This window comes from Aeromonas simiae (assembly GCF_014892695.1).
Classification (GTDB): domain Bacteria; phylum Pseudomonadota; class Gammaproteobacteria; order Enterobacterales; family Aeromonadaceae; genus Aeromonas; species Aeromonas simiae.
The window spans coordinates 3,634,305-3,656,064 of sequence record NZ_CP040449.1; the positions used below are offsets into that span (position 1 = coordinate 3,634,305).

At 62.8% G+C, this 21,760-nt stretch carries 25 protein-coding genes; 13 read left to right on the forward strand and 12 right to left on the reverse strand.

Going from position 1 to position 21,760, the window contains the following annotated elements; genetic code table 11:
- Positions 1–60: 60 nt before the first annotated feature.
- The 5 genes from FE240_RS17325 to norV all read right to left on the reverse strand — a co-directional run bounded on the left by FE240_RS17325 (position 61) and on the right by norV (position 4,918).
- Complete coding sequence (locus tag FE240_RS17325; protein ID WP_193002728.1) at positions 61–1,275, reverse strand: 4Fe-4S binding protein; 1,215 nt, start codon at positions 1,273–1,275, stop codon at positions 61–63.
- A 74-nt stretch (positions 1,276–1,349) separates the two neighbouring features.
- Positions 1,350–1,895 carry a class I SAM-dependent methyltransferase gene (locus tag FE240_RS17330; RefSeq protein WP_193002730.1) on the reverse strand — a complete coding sequence of 182 codons (546 nt, stop codon included), beginning with the start codon at positions 1,893–1,895 and terminating at the stop codon, positions 1,350–1,352.
- A 9-nt stretch (positions 1,896–1,904) separates the two neighbouring features.
- Positions 1,905–2,246 carry a DUF1971 domain-containing protein gene (locus tag FE240_RS17335; protein ID WP_042044903.1) on the reverse strand — a complete coding sequence of 114 codons (342 nt, stop codon included), beginning with the start codon at positions 2,244–2,246 and terminating at the stop codon, positions 1,905–1,907.
- 54 nt (positions 2,247–2,300) lie between these two features.
- Positions 2,301–3,434, reverse strand: coding sequence for an NADH:flavorubredoxin reductase NorW (gene norW / locus FE240_RS17340; RefSeq protein ID WP_193002732.1), 1,134 nt, complete (start codon positions 3,432–3,434; stop codon positions 2,301–2,303).
- On the reverse strand, positions 3,431–4,918 hold the full coding sequence (gene norV / locus FE240_RS17345) for an anaerobic nitric oxide reductase flavorubredoxin (RefSeq protein WP_193002734.1): 1,488 nt from the start codon (positions 4,916–4,918) through the stop codon (positions 3,431–3,433). The genes norW and norV overlap by 4 nt, the downstream gene beginning before the upstream one ends.
- Positions 4,919–5,081: 163 nt before the next feature.
- Here norV and norR point away from each other — a divergent pair, with 163 nt between their 5' ends.
- Positions 5,082–6,599, forward strand: a complete 1,518-nt coding sequence (norR, locus tag FE240_RS17350) for a nitric oxide reductase transcriptional regulator NorR (RefSeq protein ID WP_193002736.1) — start codon at positions 5,082–5,084, stop codon at positions 6,597–6,599.
- Positions 6,600–6,901: 302 nt separating this feature from the next.
- On the opposite strand, the gene trmA is transcribed toward norR, so the two are convergent.
- On the reverse strand, positions 6,902–7,996 hold the full coding sequence (gene trmA / locus FE240_RS17355; protein WP_193002738.1) for a tRNA (uridine(54)-C5)-methyltransferase TrmA: 1,095 nt from the start codon (positions 7,994–7,996) through the stop codon (positions 6,902–6,904).
- A 150-nt stretch (positions 7,997–8,146) separates the two neighbouring features.
- Here trmA and FE240_RS17360 point away from each other — a divergent pair, with 150 nt between their 5' ends.
- Complete coding sequence (locus tag FE240_RS17360) at positions 8,147–9,247, forward strand: DUF5610 domain-containing protein (protein WP_193002740.1); 1,101 nt, start codon at positions 8,147–8,149, stop codon at positions 9,245–9,247.
- 64 nt (positions 9,248–9,311) lie between these two features.
- Positions 9,312–9,839: an ATP:cob(I)alamin adenosyltransferase gene (locus tag FE240_RS17365; RefSeq protein ID WP_193002742.1), complete on the forward strand. Its 528-nt coding sequence runs from the start codon at positions 9,312–9,314 to the stop codon at positions 9,837–9,839.
- Positions 9,840–9,856: 17 nt separating this feature from the next.
- Here FE240_RS17365 and FE240_RS17370 read toward each other — a convergent pair whose 3' ends face one another.
- A complete protein-coding gene (locus tag FE240_RS17370; protein ID WP_193002744.1) occupies positions 9,857–10,861 on the reverse strand; it encodes a substrate-binding domain-containing protein in 1,005 nt (334 codons plus the stop codon).
- Positions 10,862–11,281: 420 nt separating this feature from the next.
- On the opposite strand from FE240_RS17370, the gene FE240_RS17375 reads away from it, so the two are divergent.
- The 6 genes from FE240_RS17375 to FE240_RS17400 all read left to right on the forward strand — a co-directional run bounded on the left by FE240_RS17375 (position 11,282) and on the right by FE240_RS17400 (position 16,966).
- Complete coding sequence (locus FE240_RS17375) at positions 11,282–12,403, forward strand: branched-chain amino acid ABC transporter substrate-binding protein (protein ID WP_193002746.1); 1,122 nt, start codon at positions 11,282–11,284, stop codon at positions 12,401–12,403.
- Positions 12,404–12,469: 66 nt separating this feature from the next.
- On the forward strand, positions 12,470–13,396 hold the full coding sequence (livH, locus tag FE240_RS17380; RefSeq protein WP_042044912.1) for a high-affinity branched-chain amino acid ABC transporter permease LivH: 927 nt from the start codon (positions 12,470–12,472) through the stop codon (positions 13,394–13,396).
- Positions 13,396–14,652, forward strand: coding sequence for a high-affinity branched-chain amino acid ABC transporter permease LivM (locus FE240_RS17385; protein WP_193004593.1), 1,257 nt, complete (start codon positions 13,396–13,398; stop codon positions 14,650–14,652). The genes livH and FE240_RS17385 overlap by 1 nt, the downstream gene beginning before the upstream one ends.
- Complete coding sequence (gene livG / locus FE240_RS17390) at positions 14,649–15,413, forward strand: high-affinity branched-chain amino acid ABC transporter ATP-binding protein LivG (RefSeq protein ID WP_193002748.1); 765 nt, start codon at positions 14,649–14,651, stop codon at positions 15,411–15,413. Before FE240_RS17385 ends, livG begins: the two co-directional genes overlap by 4 nt.
- 10 nt (positions 15,414–15,423) lie before the next feature.
- Positions 15,424–16,125, forward strand: a complete 702-nt coding sequence (locus FE240_RS17395; RefSeq protein WP_193002750.1) for an ABC transporter ATP-binding protein — start codon at positions 15,424–15,426, stop codon at positions 16,123–16,125.
- Between the two features lies 1 nt (position 16,126).
- Positions 16,127–16,966, forward strand: a complete 840-nt coding sequence (locus FE240_RS17400) for a helix-turn-helix transcriptional regulator (RefSeq protein WP_193002752.1) — start codon at positions 16,127–16,129, stop codon at positions 16,964–16,966.
- Here FE240_RS17400 and FE240_RS17405 read toward each other — a convergent pair.
- Positions 16,947–17,528, reverse strand: coding sequence for a LysE family translocator (locus FE240_RS17405; RefSeq protein ID WP_193002754.1), 582 nt, complete (start codon positions 17,526–17,528; stop codon positions 16,947–16,949). The two genes, FE240_RS17400 and FE240_RS17405, sit on opposite strands and share 20 nt — an antisense overlap.
- A gap of 154 nt (positions 17,529–17,682) precedes the next feature.
- On the opposite strand from FE240_RS17405, the gene glpE reads away from it, so the two are divergent.
- Together glpE and glpG are read left to right on the forward strand one after the other, a co-directional pair.
- Positions 17,683–18,006 (forward strand): thiosulfate sulfurtransferase GlpE, encoded by a 324-nt coding sequence (gene glpE, locus FE240_RS17410; protein ID WP_193002756.1) that lies wholly within the window; start codon positions 17,683–17,685, stop codon positions 18,004–18,006.
- Positions 18,003–18,833: a rhomboid family intramembrane serine protease GlpG gene (gene glpG / locus FE240_RS17415; RefSeq protein WP_042045302.1), complete on the forward strand. Its 831-nt coding sequence runs from the start codon at positions 18,003–18,005 to the stop codon at positions 18,831–18,833. Before glpE ends, glpG begins: the two co-directional genes overlap by 4 nt.
- Positions 18,834–18,885: 52 nt before the next feature.
- On the opposite strand, the gene ubiA is transcribed toward glpG, so the two are convergent.
- A complete protein-coding gene (gene ubiA, locus FE240_RS17420) occupies positions 18,886–19,755 on the reverse strand; it encodes a 4-hydroxybenzoate octaprenyltransferase (RefSeq protein ID WP_193002758.1) in 870 nt (289 codons plus the stop codon).
- Complete coding sequence (locus tag FE240_RS17425; protein ID WP_193002760.1) at positions 19,752–20,282, reverse strand: chorismate--pyruvate lyase family protein; 531 nt, start codon at positions 20,280–20,282, stop codon at positions 19,752–19,754. Before FE240_RS17425 ends, ubiA begins: the two co-directional genes overlap by 4 nt.
- A gap of 145 nt (positions 20,283–20,427) precedes the next feature.
- Here FE240_RS17425 and FE240_RS17430 point away from each other — a divergent pair, with 145 nt between their 5' ends.
- Both FE240_RS17430 and FE240_RS17435 read left to right on the forward strand, forming a co-directional pair.
- A complete protein-coding gene (locus FE240_RS17430; protein WP_193002762.1) occupies positions 20,428–20,853 on the forward strand; it encodes a flagellar basal body-associated FliL family protein in 426 nt (141 codons plus the stop codon).
- Between the two features lie 75 nt (positions 20,854–20,928).
- Entirely contained in the window at positions 20,929–21,096 is a 168-nt protein-coding gene (locus FE240_RS17435) for a hypothetical protein (RefSeq protein ID WP_193002764.1), read from the forward strand.
- Position 21,097: 1 nt separating this feature from the next.
- On the opposite strand, the gene FE240_RS17440 is transcribed toward FE240_RS17435, so the two are convergent.
- Positions 21,098–21,433 (reverse strand): DUF2799 domain-containing protein, encoded by a 336-nt coding sequence (locus tag FE240_RS17440; protein WP_193002766.1) that lies wholly within the window; start codon positions 21,431–21,433, stop codon positions 21,098–21,100.
- Positions 21,434–21,528: 95 nt separating this feature from the next.
- Complete coding sequence (locus FE240_RS19025; RefSeq protein ID WP_156991643.1) at positions 21,529–21,657, reverse strand: hypothetical protein; 129 nt, start codon at positions 21,655–21,657, stop codon at positions 21,529–21,531.
- Positions 21,658–21,760: the final 103 nt, after the last annotated feature.

Genomic DNA, 21,760 nt, shown 5'->3' on the forward strand with positions numbered 1-21,760 from the left:
GTCGGGGGACTTTACCCTGCTCCTTCGCTGCGGGCAAATGCCTCGCTCACCCCGTTTGCCTCAATGGGAGAGGTAAGGCAACAGCGCCAGCAGGTGCCGGCGCACCGCAAGCGGGGTCTGGCTGACCCAGAGATCGAGCAGGCCATCGGCCAGCAGCGGCAGCAAAAACAGGAACAGGCAGAGCAGCGCCAGTTGCAGTGGGGCGCCCAGACGCCGGCGGGCACTCCCCAGGTGCAGCGCATTGGCCCGGCTCGGGCAGGCCGCCATGCAGCGGCGACAGTCGCTGCACTCCAGGCTGCGCACCGCGATGACCTGATGTACCTCGATACGGGCCGGGCAGGCCCGGCTGCACTTGTCACAGTCATGACCCTGGCTGCGCAGGCAGCGCGACTTATCACGACGGATGCGCAGGGGCGCCACCACAGCGAGCAGGCCAAGCCAGGCGCCATAGGGGCACAGATAGCGGCAGAATCCCTGACGGAAGGTCACGGTGAGCAGCAGCACCCAACCCAGGCACCCGGCCGCCAGTGGCGTCAGGGTGAAGAAGAAGGCGCCCATCTTCATGTCGGCCGCCTGATGATAGGAGCTGGCAAGATAACCGGGCAGCGCCGCCGTCGGCACCGCCAGCAAGATAATGAAGAGCAAGAACCCCAGCACCAGCCACTTCTGGGCGCGCAGCAGCATGTCGAGCCAGCGCGGTGGCGTCCACTCCCCCGGCAGCCAGCGGCTGCGTAGCCGGTGCAGCCACTCACCGATGAGCCCGAGCGGGCAGGCCCAGCCGCAGAAACTGCGCCCAAGCAGCAGGGCCGACAGGGAGATGACCAGCAGGGTGACGGTCGCGGCGGGGTGATGCGGATCGGTGAGACCCAGCGCTCCCCACGCCCGCAATCCAAGGCCGCCGGCAATCGGCAAGAAGGCATCGACGATATCAGGGCGCGCCAGCAGCGGCGTCTCACCACGGCCAAGCTGCCAGACATAGAGCAGGTACTGGGCCGCCACCAGCGTCCAAGAGAGCAGCAACAGTTGCCGCATCCCCTCGCGCAGCCGCCCAGCTTGCCCCCGTGGCGAGCCCGTATGCGGGTGCCATCGGCGCCACCCCCAGCCGACCAGCGTCACCCACGCCAGCGCGCCCCACAGCCACACATCGGCCGCCACAGCCCAAGCCGCCATCACCAGCAGGGCGGCGACGCGGCCCCCCCAGCCGCGCTGGCGCAGCAATCCCCACCACAGGGCACTCACCCCGGCCGCCACCGTCAGCGCCTCAATCCCGGTCACGTCGCCTCCTCACCCGTTCACAGCGTGCCGGCAGCATAACTGACATTTCAGGCGACTATTTTGATCTGGCCCGCTCATGGCCGGTGAAAAGCCAGCAGATAGTGGTGTGGACAGGTGCGGCACTCCAGCTCGTCGACCACGAATCCCGCCGCCGTCACCTCGGCGGCGGCCTGCTCTGCCGAGACGGCCGCCTGGGGCGAGTGGAGATCCACCAGCAAACCGCGGCAGTCGACGGCCATCTGCCGGTGCAACTGGGCCAGAAACGGCCCGCGCGCGGCGATAAAGCGATAGACATTGGCCACCAGCAACTGGCTAACCCCGGCGGGCAGACAGGGATCATCAGGCTGGCTCTGGTGCACGCTGACCCGCCCCTCACCGGCGAAGCGGCGGCCGAGATAGTCCACCATCGCCGGCTCGCTATCGATGGCATGCACCCGACCTTTCGGCAGTTGTTCGAGCAGCAGCTGGGTGAAGTAACCGGTGCCGGCCCCCAGATCGGCCACCACGGCATCGGGAGGGAGCGCCATGCGTGCCAGGATGGCGCTGCTGCGCTGCCACTGCTCGCGCTCAGCCGAGTCAAAGACCAGGCTCAGGCGCTCGGGTTCAGCAAAACTGGCCATGATCCCCTCTCAGGCCGTGCGGCTGTGAAAAAGCGGCTGATCCGACTCGGCCTGCTCGGCCCAGAAATGGATGTTGAAACGGGCATCTTCCGATAGCTCAACCCGGTGCCAGTACTGAGGTGGACTGGTGGCAAACTCGCCAGCGCGGATGGTGAGCACCCGTTCGGGTTGCTCGGCCTGCTCGTCGGCAAAGCCGTAGTAGGTGACCGTCCCCTCCATCACGCAGAGCTGGCCGAATACACCGGCCGCCGTATTGTGGTGGGTCAGCAGGGCTGCCGGCACGTTGTCACGAGTGAAAAAGGGGGTGGAGCGACGAACGACCCAGTGGGCGGGGATGAGTGACATGGACATGGACATTCTCCTTCGATGGGCCGGGCTCACCCGGCCGATGGATGATGAAACAGATCAGCGCGGCAGCTCGCGCAGCAGGGGGAAGGCGGCACTCATGCGATCGCCGCCGACCACGAAGCCACACACCTGACCCGCGCCATCTTCGGCACGCGCCTGCAAACCACGACAGTCCCATTCGATCTGCCAGCGCAGATCCTCGCCCAAGGTTCGACCGGCCAACTGTAACGGATAACCGGGGGTCTTGACCTTGACCAGCATGGGCGGCAGCGCCAGCGCAGTGGGGTGGCCGAGCAGGGTGCCCGTCAGGGCGTTGGCCCCCAGCACTATGGGTTGCAGGAAGGGCAGGCACTGATCCTGCCACTGCGCCCCGTCCCCCAGGGCGAAGATGCGCGGATCGCTGGTACGCAGCAGGGCATCGACCCGAATGCCACGCCCCACCTCCAGCCCGGCAGCCGCCGCCAGCTCGATGTTCGGGCGCAGGCCGATAGCCGCGATCGCCAGATCCTGCTCGCTCCTCTCTCCCCCGGTCAGGGTGGCCAACACCCCTTCATCATGGGCATCGAGCCTGGCGATCCCCTGCCCTAGCCGCAGTGTGACCCCGACGTCCAACAGCGCCTGTTGCAGTGGCTGGGCCAGTGGGGCCGGCAGCAGTGAGGGCAGCAGACTCGGGGCAAGATCGACCAAGGTCACCTCCCGCCCCGCACTGGCGAGATCCATCGCCAGTTCACAGCCGATCAACCCCGCTCCCAGCACCATCACCCTGCGGGCCCGCGCCAACCGCGTCTCGACGGCAGCATACTCGGCCAGGCTGTTGAGGGTGACCATCAGCTCGCTGCCGGGCATATCCGGACGTAGTGCCCGTGCACCGGTCGCCAGCACCAGTTGCCCGTAGGGGATCTCCCCTTGGGGGGTACGCAGGCAGGCGCGCTCCCGATCGATGGCCTCCACCCGGCAGTGCGGCTGCAACACGATGCGCTGCTGCTCGGCAAACTCGCTGCCACGCAGGCGCACCATGGCGGCACTACTGCTGGCCCGGCTCACGACATGGCTGAGATCCGGCTTGTTGTACTCGTCCCCGCTGTCGGCGGTGACCAAGCGGATCGGCACCGCCCCGTCACGTTTACGCAGGGTACGCACCAGTTGCTGGGCAGCAAAGCCACCCCCGACGATGACGATACCGGCGCTCATGCTGCCTCCTCGGCCTTGCCGCACGGCTCGAAGACCTCCTTGCCGATGCCACAGCCGGGGCAGAGGAAGCTGTCAGGCACCTGCGCCCAAGGGGTGCCCGGTATCACCCCCTGATCCGGCTCCCCCTGGGCCGGGTCATAGACCCACTGGCACACGGTACAGAGCATGGCCTGATCGTCGTCCCATTCAGCCGCCGGGGCGGCTTGCGGCGCCGCCGTCACGGCAGCGGGCATCGCAGAAACGGGCGTCACCTGAGTTGTGGTGATCGGGCGGGGCGCCTCCAGCGGGTGCAACGCCCACTGACGCGCCAGTTGGCGGCCATGTTCGCGGCACTCGGCCAGCGCCGAGCCATCCGGCCGCCACTTGGTCTTGAGAGAGAGGCTGATATCAAATCCCGCGTCCATCAGCCGGGTCTGGATCCGATCCACCGCGCCGCCAGTCCAGCCATAGCTGCCAAACGCCGAGGCTCGCTTGCCACGAAAACGCAGGCCGGTGATCTCTTCGAGCATGCCCGCCACCTTGGGCATCATGACATTGTTCATGGTGGAGGAGCCCACCAGCACCCCCTTGGAGCGGAACACCTGAGCCAAGATCTCGTTCTTGTCGTGGCGCGCCACGTTATAGATCTTCACCGCCACACCGGGGTCAACCTCGGTGATCCCCTGAGCGATAGCGTCCGCCATCATGCGGGTGTTGTTGGACATGGAGTCATAGAACAGGGTGATGCGATCCTCCTGATAGCTGTCGGCCCAAGCCAGGTACTGGCGGATGATCTGGGCCGGGTCATCACGCCAGACGATGCCGTGGGAGGTGGCAATCATGTCGACCGGCAGGTTGAAACCGAGCACTTCCTTGATCTTGGCGGTCACCAGCGGACTGAACGGGGTGAGGATATTGGCGTAGTAACGCAGGCACTGCTCCATCAGCTCGGTCTGATCCACCTCGTCATTGAACAGGTGCTCATCGCAATAGTGCTGGCCAAAGGCGTCGTTGGAGAACAGCACCGCATCCCCCGTCATGTAGGTCATCATGCTATCGGGCCAATGCAGCATGGGGGTCTCGATAAACACCAATTGCTTACCGTTACCGAGATCCAGACTGTCGCCGGTCTTGACCGGATGGAAGTTCCACTCCGGGTGGTGATGGTGGCCAGTGATGGAGTCGATGGCATTGTGAGTGCAGTAGATGGGGGTACCGGGAATGCGCGCCATCAGCTCGGAAAGGGCGCCAGCGTGATCCTCCTCGGCATGGTTGATCACCACATAGTCGATGCAGGCGAGATCGATCTCGGCCGCCAGATTCAGCACGAAGTCACGGCTGAATTTGTGATCGACCGTGTCGATAAGTACCGTCTTCTCCTCGCGGATCAGGTAGCTGTTATAGCTGGTCCCCTTGGTGGTCTTGTACTCGGTGCCGTGAAAATCGCGCACCTCCCAATCACGTTGGCCAACCCAGTGAATGTTGTTTTTGACCAAAATAGACATCTTGCTCTCCTTCGAAAATGAATCGTGCGCTCTGAAGGAGAAAGGGCAAGTCTCGTGCCATAACTTAATTACATGTTTTTAAACAAATTAATTTTAATGCATTGTCATTTAAACCATCCCTAGCTATGGTCAATATCACAATCACATTGTCATAACGACCATTATGCTCTCGACCGATACCCTCGTCCGCATCGCCCTCGACTTGCAACACGGCATCTCCCACCGGGATCGCTTCCAGCGTCTCATCCACAGCGTGCGCCAGCTGCTTGCCTCCGATGCCTCGGCGCTGTTGCGCTATGAGAACGGCACCTTCGTCCCGCTGGCCATCGACGGCCTCTCCCGCGATGTGCTTGGCCGCCGCTTCCGGGTCACTGAACACCCGCGCCTCGAGGCTATCGCCCGTGCCGGCGACGTGGTGCGTTTCCCCACCGACAGCACGTTACCCGACCCTTATGACGGTCTGATCCCCGGCCATGATGCCCTCAAGGTGCATGCCTGTGTGGGTCTACCGCTACTGAGCAACCACACCCTGATCGGCGCCCTCACCATTGATGGTCTCAACCCGCACCAGTTCGACGATATCAAGGACAAGGAGCTGCGCCTCATCGGCGCGCTGGCCGCCGCCGCGCTCACCAACGCCCTACTGATGGAGCAGTTGGCACGCCAGCATCCAACCCCGCTTGCCAGGGTGGAGGATGCGGCCGATGAAGGGGAGAGCGACGAGATGATCGGTGAGGCGCCGGTCATGGCACAGCTCAAGCAGGAGATCGCCGTGGTGGCCGCCTCCGATCTCAACGTGCTGATCCTCGGTGAAACCGGGGTCGGCAAGGAGCTGATCGCCCGCGCCATCCACCGAGGCTCGGCGCGCGCCAAGCAGCCGCTTATCTACCTCAACTGCGCCGCCCTGCCCGACTCAGTGGCCGAGAGTGAGTTGTTCGGCCACGTAAAGGGGGCCTTTACCGGCGCCGTGCACCATAGGGCGGGCAAGTTTGAGCTGGCCGACAAGGGCACCCTGTTTCTCGACGAGATAGGTGAGCTTTCGCTACCGTTGCAAGCCAAATTGCTGCGGGTGTTGCAGTATGGAGATCTGCAACGCATCGGGGACGATACCCAGCTCAAGGTGGACGTGCGCATTCTCGCCGCCACTAACCGGGATCTCCGGCAGGAGGTGATCGCTGGGCGTTTTCGCGCCGATCTCTACCACCGCCTGAGCGTCTTCCCGTTACATGCACCCGCCTTGCGCGAGCGTAGCGAGGACATTCCCCTGCTGGCTGGCTATTTTGCCGAGCGCTGCCGCGCCACCTTAGGGTTGGAGTCGCTTTCGCTGCAACCGGCCACCCTGCAACGCCTCGCCGCCCACCCATGGCCGGGCAACGTGCGCGAGCTGGAGCACGCCATCCACCGCGCCGCCGTGTTGGCACGCGCCGAGCAGGGGGGCAGCACAGCGGTGATCCGCCCTGCCCATCTGGCACTCGGTGACCAACCGGCAGCGCCGTTGGCCGGCCCTGACCCCGTGCGACTGCCACAACAAGGGCTCAAGGAGGCAACCGAGCAGTTCCAGCGCGAGCTGATCCGCCAGACACTGGAGGCAGAACGGGGCAACTGGGCCGCCACCGCCCGCCGGCTGCGGCTCGACCCAGCCAACTTGCACCGCATGGCCCAGCGCCTCGGCCTGAAATAGTGCCGACGGGTTGTCACACCACTGGTCGGTGATATTTCACCGCTGCGGCCCAATATGCAGATTCATGCTCTGTTCCCGGCAGGCTCGAACCTGGCTGCACCTCAATAAAGAAGTTCATCTGGGCATAAGTGGCGACCCTGCGGTGCGGCAAGTGAGGTTGAAGAGCGATACGCCTCATTGATCTGGCCGGACTTGGCCACGGCGTCGGCCCTCTTCCTAGCGTTGCGCTGTTGATCTGGTGCGTTTGGGTGGGGCAGCAATAAAAAGAGGGGCGCCAGCCCCTCTCTGTGTCGTCTCGTGACCTAGCCCTTGCGGCGCAGGTAGACGCCGGCTTCCATGTGATGGGTCCAGGGGAACTGGTCGAACAGGGCGAAGCGGGCGATCTCGTGAGTCTCACCGAGCACCGCCATGTTCTCTTGCAGGGTCTCCGGGTTGCAGGAGATATAGAGGATGTGGTCGTACTCCTGCACCAGCTTGACGGTCGCCGGGTCCAGTCCGGCGCGCGGCGGGTCGACGAAGATGGTGTTGCAGCGGTAGTCGGAGAGATCGATCCCCTTGAGGCGGTTGAACTCGCGCTCACCGCGCATCGCCATGGTGAACTCCTCGGCCGACATGCGCAGGATGATCAGGTTGTCGATGCCGTTGGCAGCAATGTTGAACTGGGCTGACTCCACGCTCGGTTTGGCGATCTCGGTCGCCAGCACCCGCTCGAAGTTCTCAGCCAGGGCGATGGAGAAGTTGCCGTTGCCACAGTAAAGCTCGAGCAAATCCCCCTCGCTGGCGCGGGTCACGTCGCGCGCCCAAGTCAGCATCTTCTGGTTAATCTCGGCGTTGGGCTGAGTGAAGCTATTTTCCACCTGACGATAGATGTAGCTGCGCCCCTCTACCTCCAGCGCTTCATCCACGAAGTCCTGCTCTAGGCAGATCTTCTGCTTGTGGGCCCGACCGATGAGTTGCAGATCGAAGCCCTGCTGGCGCAGGTCGGCACGCAGCGCCTCGGCAGCGGCCTGCCACTGCTCATCGAGCTTGCGGTGATAGAGCAGACTGACGATCACCTGGCCGGAGCGGGTCGACAGGTAGTCGATCTGGAACAGCTTGCGACGCAGCACAGGGTGCGGCTTGAGGCCCTCAATCACCTTGGGCATCAGATCGTTGATCAGCCGGCTCGCCGTCGGGAAGTGATCGACCCGGATCCGCTGGCGGGTCTCCTGGTCGAACATGATGTGGTAGAGATCATCCCCTTCGTGCCAAACGCGGAACTCGGCGCGCATGCGGTAGTACTCGGCCGGCGAGGCGAACACCTCGAGGGCGGGCGGGTTAAAGGCGGCAAACAGGGCACGCAGGCGCTCGGCCTTGGCGTCGAGCTGCTGCTGGTAGGCAGCCGGGGTGTGACTCATCGAATACCTCATGGACGAAGCCGGAAACGGAGCGGGGGCAAACCCGAAGGGGCGATTTTAAGAGGCCATCGACGGTTGTCCAGTTTTTTTGGTCAAGAATTATCCACTCAGGCCGATAACCTGATACCGGGCATGTGTGGAGGAATAGGCATGCAAATCGACAGCATAGGACAGGGTCAACTGAAGAAGGCCGATGTGGCCCAGAATGCGGCGCAGCGCAGTGCGGCCCGTCCTCAGGATACCCAGGAGCAACAGGATCATATCTCCCTAAACAGCCGCCCCAAGTGGGCACAGGTGCTGGTGCAACAGGCATTGCAGTTCAGCCTCGAGATCAATGGGGGCAAGTACCAGGCCCCCAAGCAGGCCGAAGAGGTGACCCCTGAGACCCTGTTCGACTACGAAGAGGTGGCCAAGAACGTATTGCAGTTTGTCACCGGCCGGCTCGGGGCTGCCCGCGCCGATGGCAAGGAGGACGATGCGCTGACCAAGATGATGGAGCAGGCCCGCAAGGGGGTCGACATGGGCTTTGCCGAGGCCAGGAAGATGCTCGGCAGCTACGCCACCGACAACGAAGACATCAAGACCGGCATCGACCAGAGCTACAAGCTGATCCAAGAAGGGCTCGACCAGTTCGAGAAAGAGTTCTTCGGTGACGTCTCCAGCAGCGAGGTCGGCGCCGCCAAGATGGCCAACCGCCAGCAAGGCACCCTCGAGATCGAAACCAAAGAAGGTGACAAGGTGGTGCTGCGCTTTAGCGACAGTTGGCAGTTCAAGAGCAGCCAAGGCGACCGGGGCAGCAAGGTGAGCTTCCAAAACAGCCAGAGCTTCAGCTTCTCGCTGCAAGGGGATCTCAGCGACACCGAGATGAGCGCCATCGGTAAACTGGTCAAGGATATCGACGAGCTGGGCAGCAGCTTCTTCGCGGGCAACCTCGACCAACTGATGGGCAAGGTGGGCGAGCTACAGCTCGATGACAGCCAGCTGGTCGGTTTCAGCCTCAAGCTCAAGCAGCACAGCAAGCTGAGCGCCGCCTACCAGGGCAACTCGCTGCAAGATGCCCTCAAGCCACTGGCCGACTACCTGCCCCGGCTCAAGGACTGGCAGCAGCAGGCCGATGCAAACATCGCCCCCACCAGCCAGCAAAACCTGACCCAGACCGTGCTCGCCGCCCAGGGGCACGACAACAGCCAGGTACAACGCTTCAACGGCTTCAACCAACGCCTGCTCAACGCCCTGCATCAGCTCGGCTGACCCGGTTTGCCAGCGCCGCCCGGCGCTGGCACACTGGCTGCCCCTCCACCTGCGGCCGCCACACATGAACCCGAAACGCCCCCGCGACCTGCGCGAACTCTGTTATCCCTTCATTTATGAGACCAAGTGGCAGTGTGACTACGAGATCGCCACCGACGAGCTCTGCTCCCAGGTAGGGGTGGTGATGGCGCAACTGCCGACCGGCTTTGACGAAGTGCAGGCCGATCTCGACCGGCTGCAACGCCTCATTTACAACCTCAATGGATCGGTGCGCGGACGGCTCGGCATTTTCGAAGACGATCTAACGTGGCTCAAGGGGCGTTACGATCACTACAACGCAGCCACCCACGGCCGGGTCACCGGTTTCGTGCTACCACGCGGCCCCATGCCGGTGCCCACCCTGCATCTGTGCCGCTGTGGCGCCAAAAAGGTGGTACGCCTGCTGGTGCGGCTTGAAGAGAACGGTGTGAGCTGGGATCCGATCCTGGGGCGGTTTGCCAACCTGCTGGCCAACTTCTTCTTCGTGCTGACGGTATACGTCAAGGCGGGGATGGGGGTCGACGAGGTGGAGTACGTCAGCATCAACTACTGACCATGAAAAAGCCCGCCTTAACGGCGGGCTTTGACTGAACGGCGAATAATCAGTTCCGGCTGTACCGTCACCGACTCGACGGACAACTCCTTGTTGCGGATGCGGCTCATCAGTTGCTTCACCGCCAACTGACCCAACTCAGCCTTGGGGTGACGGATGGTGGTGAGCGGTGGGCTGGCAAAACGCGCCATCTCCACGTCGTCATAACCCACGACAGAGATATCGTCCGGCACCTTGACACCGGCTTCCCAAGCAGCGCAGATGGCACCGATGGCCATCGGATCGTCGAAGGCGAACACAGCGGTCGGGCGCGGGGTCAAGGCCAGGATCTGCTGCATCTGATCAAAGCCACTCTGGCTCTCGTAGTCCCCTTCGAAGATACGGCTCTCGGTCAAGGAGAGACCCTGCTCACCGAGCGCATCACGCACCCCGTCGAGGCGCTGCTGGGTAGTCTGCTTATCGAGCTGGCCCGTGATGCAGGCAATGTCAGTGTGACCCTGTTCGAGCAGGTAGCGGGTTGCCATACGCGCACCGGAGCGGGCGTTATCGTTGATGACGTTGGCAAAATCGCACTCGGTACCCCAGTCGAGCACCACCTGCGGCACACTCTTGTGACTGCGCAGCATCTCGCGCAGGGTGTTATCGATGTCGGTCCCCAGCACCAGCAGGCCATCGACCCGCTTCTCCATCAGCATCTTCAGATAATGACGCTGACGCGGCGGCTGGTTTTCGGTATTGCAGAGGATCAGGCTGTAGCCCTGCTCGAAGCAATAGGCTTCCACCCCCTGCACCACCTCGGCAAAGAAGGGGTTGGCACTGGTCGTGACCAGCATGCCAATGGTTTTGGTCGAATTGACCTTGAGGCTGCGCGCCACCGAATTCGGTGCGTAGTTCAGTTCTGCCACCGCCTCAAGCACCTTCTGGGTCGCGTCTTCGCTAACCCGGCGAGTGTGATTGAGCACATGTGAGACGGTGGAGATGGATACGCCGGCTCTGGCTGCGACATCCTTGATTGTGGCCATCTCTGTCTCCTGTCTGTCAAAGGCGGAACAGTAGCAGATTTCCTACATAAAGGCTTGAAATTCGGCGTATCTGCTACGCATTTTTTGCAAGTTGCCAATCTAGTCCGAGGCCCGGATTTGCGCAAACAGATTTTGGGCAAAATGAGAGCATTATCAGACCAAAATCCGGCCGCTTTTTATCTGGTATCGCCCACTCCGCACCGCATTAACATTTAATTAATATGAACCTAGACAGATTAATAATTAAAAATAATCAAAAAACACAGTATTTAACTCCAAATTATTGTGCAGTAATCAAGCGGTAACAGCATCTTGAACCACTTGTGAGACGGGTCGTAGGAGTGATAGAACATGGGACATGTCCGACCTGCGAGGATGTCGGCCGGACCCGAAATAATCCACTGATTAAAGGAATAATCGATGAATAATTGGAGCAAATCAGCCATTCGCGCCGCCATTTCTCTGGCCCTGTTTGGCGCATCCTCTTATGCCATGGCTGCCGACACCATCAAGATCGGCATCGCCGGCCCGGTTACCGGTGCCGTAGCCCAATACGGCGACATGGAGTTCACCGGCGGCCGCATGGCGGTCGAACAGATCAACAAGGCCGGCGGCATCGATGGCAAGCAGATCGAGGCGGTCATCTATGACGATGCCTGCGACCCCAAGCAGGCCGTGGCCATCGCCAACAAGGTGGTCAATGATGGCGTCAAGTTCGTGGTCGGCCACCTCTGCTCCGACAACACCTTGCCGGCCTCCGACATCTATGAGGACGAGGGCATCCTGATGATCACCCCCGCCTCCACCAACCCCAAGATCACCGAGCGTGGTTATCAGCTGGTGCTGCGCACCATCGGCCTCGACAGTGACCAGGGCCCGACCGCGGCCAAGTACATCATCGAGACCGCCAAGCCGAAGAACGTGGCCGTCATCCACGACAAGAAGCAGTACGGTGAAGGGATTGCCTCCAGCGTCAAGGCGGCGCTCGACAAGGCTGGCGTCAAGGTGGTGGCCTATGAAGGGATCACCGCCGGCGACAAGGACTTCTCCGCCCTGATCGCCAAACTGCAAAAAGAGAACGTCGACTTCGTCTACTACGGTGGCTACCACCCTGAGCTTGGCCTGATCTTGCGCCAGGCCGCTGAGAAGGGGCTCAAGGCCAAGTTCATGGGGCCGGAAGGGGTGGGTAACAAGGACATCTCGGCCATCGCAGGTCAGGGTTCCGAAGGGCTGCTGGTCACCCTGCCGAAGAAGTATGACCTGGAGCCGGCCAACGCCAAGCTGGTTGAGGCCTTCAAGGCTAAGGGCCAGGACTCCTCCGGCCCGTTCGTCTGGACCACCTATGCCGCCGTGCAAGCGCTGGCCGCCGGTATCACCAAGGCGGGCGATGAGGATCCGGCCGCCGTGGCCGCTGCCCTCAAGGCGACGCCGGTCGAGACCGTGATGGGGCCGCTCAAGTGGGCCAAGAACGGGGATCTGGAAGGGTTCCAGTTCGGCATCTTCGAATGGCACGCCGACGGCACCTCCACCCAGATCAAATAAGCATCGACACGGGGGTGGCAGCAGTCACCCCCTCTTTTAAGATCGGGCTCGTACAGGGAACGCAGTATGTCCGAACACCTTCTGTATTTTGTTCAGCAGTTGCTGAACGGCCTGACCATAGGCAGTACCTACGCGCTGATCGCCATCGGCTACACCATGGTTTACGGCATCATCGGCATGATCAACTTCGCCCACGGCGAGGTCTACATGATCGGCTCCTACGTCGCCTTCATGGTGATGGCCACCCTGATGATGATGGGCATCGACAGCACTGTGCTGCTGCTTGGCGCCGCCTTCCTCATCAGCATCATCATCACCGGCAGCTACGGCTGGACCATAGAGCGGGTCGCCTATCGTCCCTTGCGCGGTGGTAACCGGCTGATCCCCCTCATCTCTGCCATCGGCATGTCGATCTTCTTGCAGAACCTGGTGCGCATGGCGCAGGGGTCGCGTGACATCGCCATCCCCTCCCTCATCAGCGGCGGGATCGAGATTGGCAGCGATCATGGCTTCCAGGCCTCCCTCTCCTGGATGCAGCTCATCATCTTCGTGGTGACCTTCATCACCATGCTGGTGCTGACCCAGTTTATCGGTCGCTCGCGCATGGGCCGCGCCTGCCGCGCCTGTGCCGAAGACATCAAGATGGCGAACCTGCTCGGCATCGACACCAACGTGGTGATCGCCGTGACCTTCGTCATCGGCGCCACTCTGGCGGCCGTGGCCGGCGTGCTGCTCGGCATGTACTACGGCGTCATCAACCCCTACATCGGCTTCATGGCCGGCCTCAAGGCCTTCACCGCCGCCGTGCTGGGCGGTATCGGCAGCATTCCCGGCGCCGTGCTCGGTGGCCTGCTGCTCGGTGTGGTCGAGGCGATGACCGCCGGCTACCTCAGCACCGAATACAAGGACGTGATGGCCTTCGCCCTGCTGATCGGCGTACTGCTGTTCATGCCCACCGGCATCCTGGGTCGCCCGGAGGTCGAAAAGGTATGATGAAGCGTCAATTCACCCACGCCTGCGTCGCCACCCTGGTGCTGCTGGTGCTCTCCTTCTGGCTGCTCGGCTTCAGACTGCAAGCCGAGGGCACCACCCTGGTGGTGGCCAGCCGCCTTGAGGTCTCCCTCGGCTGGCTGCTCGGCGCCGCCGCCCTGGTATTTGGCTTCCAACTGTTTCGTAGCCAGATCCTCGGCCTGTTCAGACGCAGCCACGCCCATGTGCCGATGTTTGTGTTGCCGAGCCAAGAAGAGGCGCCACGCCTCTACAACGGCATGGCGGTGCTGGTGCTGGCCGGCGCCATCGCCTTCCCCTTCTTCGCCTCGCGCGGAGCGGTGGATCTGGCCACCCTCACCTTCATCTACATCATGCTGGGGCTCGGCCTCAACGTGGTGGTGGGGCTCGCCGGCCTGCTCGATCTCGGCTATGTCGGCTTCTACGCGGTCGGCGCCTACAGCTATGCCCTGCTCAACACCTACTTTGGCCTGAGTTTCTGGGAGTGCCTGCCAATCGCCGGTCTGATGGCCGCCACCTTCGGCTTCCTCCTCGGTTTCCCGGTGCTGCGACTGCGCGGGGATTATCTGGCCATCGTCACCCTGGGCTTTGGCGAGATCATCCGCATCCTGCTCAACAACCTGACCAGCCTGACCGGCGGCCCGAACGGCATCTCGGGGATCCCCAAGCCAAGCCTGGGTGGGCTGGAGTTCAACCGCACCGTCAAGGACGGCGGCATCGGCACCTTCCACGAGTTTTTCGGCATCGCCTACAACGCCAACCACAAGGTGATCTTCCTCTACCTGATGGCGCTGGTGCTGGTGATCGTGACTCTGATTGTCATCAACCGCCTGTTGCGCATGCCGCTCGGCCGCGCCTGGGAGGCGCTGCGTGAAGATGAGATCGCTTGCAAGTCGCTCGGCCTCAACCCCACCATCATCAAGCTGACCGCCTTCACCATCGGCGCCGCCTTCGCCGGCTTTGCCGGCAGCTTCTTCGCGGCGCGCCAAGGCTTCATCAGCCCCGAGTCGTTCGTCTTCATCGAGTCGGCCATCGTGCTGGCCATCGTGGTGCTCGGCGGCATGGGCTCTCAAATTGGTGTCGTGCTGGCCGCCGTGGTGATGACGGTGCTGCCGGAGCTGGCCCGCGAGTTCAACGAGTACCGCATGCTGATGTTCGGCCTCCTGATGGTCTTCATGATGATCTGGCGTCCGCAGGGGCTGCTGCCGATGACCCGTCCCCACCTGGAGCTGAAGAAATGAGCAAGCTGTTGGATGTCTCGAATCTCTCCATGCGCTTTGGCGGTCTGCTGGCGGTCAACGGCGTCAACCTGAGCGTGCGTGAGCGCGAGGTGGTCTCGGTGATCGGCCCCAACGGCGCCGGCAAGACCACCATCTTCAACTGCCTGACCGGCTTCTACCGACCCAGCGGCGGGGTGATCCGCTACCGGAATGAGGAGATCCAAGGGCTGCCCGGCCACCTGATCGCCCGCAAGGGGGTGGTGCGCACCTTCCAGCACGTGCGACTGTTCAAGGAGATGACGGCGGTGGAGAACCTGCTGGTCGCCCAGCATCGCCACCTCAACACCAACTTCGTCGCCGGCCTGTTCAAGACGCCGGGCTTTCGCCGCGCCGAGCGTGAGGCGCTCGAGCAGGCCGGCTTCTGGCTGGAGAAGGTGGGGCTCAAGGAGCTGGCCAATCGCAGCGCCGGCAACCTAGCCTATGGCCAGCAGCGCCGCCTCGAGATCGCCCGCTGCATGGCGACCCGTCCCCAACTGCTGATGCTCGACGAGCCCGCCGCCGGCCTCAACCCCAAAGAGACCGACGAGCTCAACGAGTTGATCGTCTCCCTGCGTGACGAGTTTGGTGTCTCTGTGTTACTCATTGAGCACGACATGAAGCTGGTGATGGAGATCTCCAACCACATCTTCGTGGTCAACCAGGGCACCCCGCTGGCCGACGGCACCCCGCAGCAGGTGCGCGACAATCCGGCCGTGATCAAGGCCTATCTGGGCGAATCCTAAGGGAGTCAGGATGTTAGAACTTCGCAACGTATCGACCCACTATGGCAAGATCCAGGCGCTGCACGACGTGAGCGTCAAGGTAGAGCAGGGTGAGATTGTCACCCTGATCGGCGCCAACGGTGCCGGCAAGACCACCTTGCTGATGACACTGTGCGGTGACCCCACCCCGAGCAGCGGCAGCATCTGGTTCGAGGGGGAGGAGATCACCACCCTCGGCTCGGCGCGCATCATGCGCAAGGACATTGCCGTTGTCCCCGAGGGGCGGCGCATCTTTGCCCGCCTAACCGTGGAGGAGAACCTGCTGATGGGGGCCTTCTTCGTCGACAAGCACGAGCACGCAGGGCTGCTGGATCAGGTGTTCACCCTGTTCCCGCGCCTGCACGAGCGGCTGACCCAGCGCGCCGGCACCATGTCCGGCGGCGAGCAGCAGATGCTGGCCATCGGCCGCGCCCTGATGAGCAAGCCGCGCCTGCTGCTGCTCGACGAGCCGTCGCTGGGGCTGGCCCCCATCGTCATCCAGCAGATCTTCGACACCATAGAGCAGCTGCGCCAAGCTGGCATGACCATCTTTCTGGTCGAGCAGAACGCCAACCAAGCGCTCAAGCTGGCCGATCGCGGCTATGTGCTGGAGAACGGCCACGTAGTGCTGGAGGACACGGGCGCCGCCCTGCTGGCCAACCCGGCGGTGCGCCAGGCCTATCTCGGTGGCTGACATGATCAAGGACGCCGCCACAGCCAATCAGCACCAGTTCTGGCGAGATCCGTCCCTGCCCTTCATCGAGGCGCGTGCGGTGCAAGATGGCCGCCGCGTCTGCTATGAGAAACACAGCCACCCGCAGTTCTCCATCGGCGCCATCACCGGCGGCCACAGCACCTATATCAACCAGCGCCAGCAGCAGTTGGCCTGCCGTGGCACCCTGGTGCTGATGAATCCGGAGGAGGTGCACGCCTGCAACCCCATCGATGATCAGCCCTGGTCCTATCTGATGTTCTATGTCGATAACGACTGGTTGCAGCAGCAACAGGAGGAGGCCGGGCTGGGCACCCACTTCCGCCCCTTCGACACCACGGCCAGCCGCGACCCGTACCTCTATCAAGGGCTGTGCCGGCTCTACCGGCAACTAGCCCTCTCCCTGCCGGAGCCCATGGCTAGGGAAGAGGCTTGCTACCGCTTCTTTCGCCTGTTGCTCGGCCGCCTGACCCCGGCCCAGTGGGACGACCGCCCCCCCGCCCACCTAGAGCGGGCCGCCGAGCTGATCCGCGATGAGTACACCCGCCCCGTTACCCTGGCCGAGCTGGCCAAGGTGGCCGGTATCACCCCCTCGCACCTGGTGCGCAGCTTTGCCCGCCACTACGGCATGACGCCCCACGCCTACCTACTCGACCGGCGCATCCGCCACGCCAAGCAACTGCTGCGCCGTGACACGCCGTTGGCCGAGGTAGCGCTAGGCTGCGGCTTTGCCGATCAGGCCCACTTCCAGCACCATTTCAAGCGGCGGGTGGCCACCACTCCCGGCTGTTACCGGCAATCCCTTACCACGCCAACTCGATGATCATCCCGAGCAGCAGGGCCGCCATGGCCCGGTTGAACCAGCGCTGCTGGTGCGGGGCCCACAGGTGGTGTTGCAAGCGGCTGCCGGCATAGGCCCAGCAGGCGATGCTCAGCAGGCAGATCACCAGATAGATGAGGGAAAACAGCAGTAACGCCCCTACCCCAGCCCCGTAACTGGCGGCCCCCATGCTGGCGGCCAACCACGCCTTGGGGTTGAGCCACTGCATCAGGGCGCCGTGATACAGCGCCGGGGCGGCCGATTCGCGCAGCGACAGCTCACCGCGATCGGCCACCAGCAGCCACGCCATGTAACCAAGAAACAGCAGGCCACTCCAATGCAGCATCAGGGCCAGCGCGGGCCAGCGCTGCAACACCTCATTCAGACCGGCCCCCATCAGCAACAGCAGCAGGACAAATCCCACCGTGGCGCCCCACACATGGCGCAGACTCGCACGAAAGCCATAGCGGGCCCCGGCACCAAACGCCACCATGTTGACCGGCCCGGGTGTGAGGGACATGACCAGCGCAAACCCGGCCATTGAAAACAACAGACTCAATTCCATGCAACGGTTCCTCCGTGTGGTCACTCCCGCCACGATAGGGAATCGAGCGGCGCCGGTATTGAAGGAAATTGTGCAGGGGGAGCGCTTTTTTCTGGGTGAGCCCCTCCCCCGGCTTGGAGTAAACTGGCGGCCACGCAACCGTAAGGACACCTTCATGGATCAATTTGCCCACATCTCCCCCACCGATGCCCAGCAGAAGCTGGCGGCCGGAGACGCTCGTCTGGTGGACATCCGCGACCCGCAATCCTTCGCCATGGGCCACGCCCCCGGCGCTTTTCACCTGACCAACGGCAGTTTGGTGCAGTTCATGAACGAGACCGACTTCGACACCCCGGTCATCGTCATGTGCTACCACGGGGTGAGCAGTCAGGGGGCGGCCCAATACCTGCTGCAACAGGGTTATGAAGAGGTCTACAGCCTGGAGGGCGGCTTCGAGGCATGGCGCCGCGACCTGCCGGTGGAGAGCGGCGCGGCATGATCCAGCTGCTGGTTCTCGACAATGCCCGCATGGCCCAGGCGCTGGTCGACTATCTCGGCACCCTGGGGATCCCCTGCGAGCTGACCCAGTCCGAGCTGGGGGTGACCGTCTGGCTGGCCGACGAGCAGCGCCTCGCTCAGGCCCAGCAGGAGGTGAAGCGCTTCCTCGCCGAGCCCACCCATCCGCGCTACATGGAGGCGTCGTGGCAGACCGGCCGGGCCGATGCACGCATCGACTACAGCCGTGGCATGATCGATCCCCTGACCGATTTTCTGCACCACTCGGGCCCGCTCACCCTGCTGATGCTGATCGCCTGCGTGGCCATCTATGCGCTGGATGCCATCGGCCTCCCCCTGTTCGAGGCGCTCGCCTTCCACCCGGATCTCACCCACTTCGTGGACTGGCAGGTATGGCGCTTCTTCACTCCCAGCCTCATCCACCTCTCCCTACTGCACCTGGTGTTCAACCTGCTGTGGTGGTGGTTCCTCGGCGGGCAGATTGAGCAGCGCATCGGTAGCGGCAAGCTGCTGACCCTGACTTTGGTCTCGGCCGCCTTCTCCAACACGGCGGAGTTCCTCGCCAGCGGCCCCTACTTCGGCGGCCTCTCCGGCGTGGTCTATGCCCTGCTCGGTTATGGCTGGCTGCGTGGCCGCTTACAGCCTGACTGCGGCATCCAGATGCCACCGGCCCTGATGGGCTTCATGCTGCTGTGGCTGGCGCTCGGCTTCACCGGCCTGCTCGGCCCCATCGGCAACCTGGCGCACCTCGGCGGTCTGCTGGTCGGGTTGGCCCAGGCCTGGCTGGATCGGCGCGGCCACCACGCCTGATCCAACGAAAAACGGCACCGTAAGGTGCCGTTTTTTTATTGATGCCGTTGCCTCAACGCAACAGGGGATCGAGCACGATACCGGCAAACAGCACCATGCCGACCTGATTGTTGGCCAGGAACGCCTTGAAGCAAAGTTCGCGCTCGCGGCCACGGATCATCTGCTGCTGCTGGATGAACATGGCCCCCGCCACCATCAGCCCCGCGTAATAGACAGCCCCAAGGCCAGCCAGCACCCCCACCATGCCCATGCAGAGCAGGGTCGCCAGCTGGAACAGGCCGATGATGTGGCGATCCCGCTGACCAAACCAGATGGCGCTCGACTTGAGGCCGAGCTTGAGATCGTCGTCCCTGTCCACCATGGCGTATTCAGTGTCATAGGCGATGGTCCACAACAGGTTGGCCAGAAACAGCAGCCAGGCGATCGGCGGCAAGGCGTTAGCCTCGGCCGCATAGGCCATGGGAATAGACCAGGAGAAGGCCAACCCCAGCACAAACTGCGGGATGGGGATGAAGCGCTTCATAAAGGGGTAGCAGACTGCCAGCACTATGCCGGCAAACGACATGATGATGGTCAGCGGATTGAGGGTGAGCACCAGCAAGAAGGAGATAATGGCCAACACCGCAAACAGCAGCAGCGCCTCGCGCTCGGTGACCCTGCCGCTCGCCAGCGGCCGCCCCGCCGTGCGCTTAACGTGGCCGTCGAAGTCACGATCGGCGTAGTCGTTGATGACACAGCCGGCTGAACGCATTAAAAAAACGCCGATCACAAACACCAGCAGCACCCAGGGGTCGGGACGCCCCTCCCCGGCCAGCCACAGCGCCCACAAGGTGGGCCACAGCAGCAGCAGGGTGCCGATCGGTTTGTCGATGCGCGCCAACTGGCGGTAGGCCAGCCAGCGCTCCTTGGTCATCAGGCTCACACAGACTCCTTGGCATCGAAAAGGCCGGGCAGAAACAGCTCATGCACCAGCAGCGGTACTCCATCCAGCGCCAGCAGCGAACGCCGTCCCCACAGGGTGGCAGCCGGACTCCAGCGGCTACGCTCCACCGCAAAACGGGCCACCTCCAGCAGGTGACGTTGTGCCCCCCGGTGGCTAAACACCAGCTCACCGAGGGGCGTCTCTCCCTGATTGCCGAGCGTTGCACACGCCATGCCACGCGCCGGCAGCAGGGTCCAGCCATAGACGCAGGGACGGTCGCCGGCATGCAGCACCACCTCACGACAGAGCCCATGTGACTCTCCCAGTAGCGGGACGACGGTGGCATCGAGCATCAGTTCACGGTAACCAAGCAACTCGAGGGTAAACCCCGGAGCATGAGCGCGCAGGCGCTGGGTTAATGAGCCCATCTCCCGCAGCCAGGGAGCCAGGGCATCGGGAAGCGGACGCGCATCCGGAGTGGACCAGGGGTCAAGCTGAACGAAGGAAACTGAGGGATCGGACTTCACCACGACTCCAGGCGGGTCACCAGCCTTGGTTAACAGAGCGCTCATTATCCGTAAAAAGCAGAGAAATTGTAAGAACGGGGGCGCTTGACGCGCCTGCCCGGCAGCACAAGAATGGGAAGCCGACCGCTTATAACAGGATCTTGCCATGCCGCTTGCCCGATATGCCCTGCTTGCCCTGCTCTGTCTGACTCCGCTCGGGGCCATGGCCAGCGAAGGAGGAGAAGAGACCGCCCAGGCACCGACGGGGCCGGTGATCTCCTACTATGCGCTGGAGCCGGACATCATCACCAACTACCTGAGCGACAGCAAAACGCTCGGTTACATCCGCACCACCATCGAGCTGATGGCCGAGAGTGAGGCCGACAAAAAGCTGCTGGAGGCCAACGATCCGCTGATCCGCGACGCCATCATCCGCCTGCTCGGCAGCAAGACCGGTGAGCAGATCAAGTCGCTGGCCACCCGTGAGGAGCTGCGCAAGGAGTGCGAGGCCAAGGCCAACGAACTGCTGCTCAAGGAGACCGGTAAGAAGGCGATCAAGGAACTCATCTTCACCAAGTTCCTCTATCAGTGACATCGGTTATTACCGCTGCCGGCCCAATACCGCCGTGGCGTAGACTGGGGATCCCGTTGTTAAGGAGTGGAGCGCATGGGCAGCAAGACACTATGTGAATGGCGCCGCCACGAAATCCCGGAAGCGCTGGGCGAGCTGCGAAAAATCGTGCGCAAGCCCAAGTTCATCTGCACCAAGTGTGCGCGCAGCGCAGGGGAGAAAGAGTACCTCTGCCATCCGCTCAAGCTAAAGAAAAAGGCGTGACTCAGCGATCGGTCCAGCCCTGAGAGCCCTGCAAGAACAGCTTGCGAGCCTGGGCATCGTTTGGGCAAACCCCTTGATACACGCCCCCCTCCCGGCCGGCCAGATAGAGATGCTCTGGCCGGCAGTACCAGGCCAACCCGTTCTGATACCCCCGCCGCCACTCTCGCTCGTCCACCTTTCCGGGGCAGAGCGCCTGATGCTCGGCCAGGCGCTGCTCGGTCAGGCCGAGCTTACCATCAGCCTCACCCGCCCCGTCCCACGGACGCTCACACGGCTCATCCGACTGGCCAGCGCAACCGGCCAGCAGCAGGGTCACTATCACCATCGCTCTTCTCATCGTCATCCCTATCCGATTGAGGCCTCACGCCATTGTGCCCGAACCGGGCAAAAACAAACAGGCGGGCCATTTGGCCCGCCCACTATGGCGCCGGATCAGCGTTCATCGGGAAAATCATCATCCTCCTGCCAACTGTCATCATCCTCCCAGTCGTCAAGATCCTCTTCCCAGGACTCCGGCTCCCACTCATCGTCGAGGTCATAATCAGGCTTGTGTCCACCCATGGCGGCCCCTCCCTTCTGCTTGATAGCGATCCAAGTCTATGTCGAAATTTCCGGGGCGCCAGCCGCCCATTTTTCCCCTTTGCCCATAGCAAAACGGAGCGCG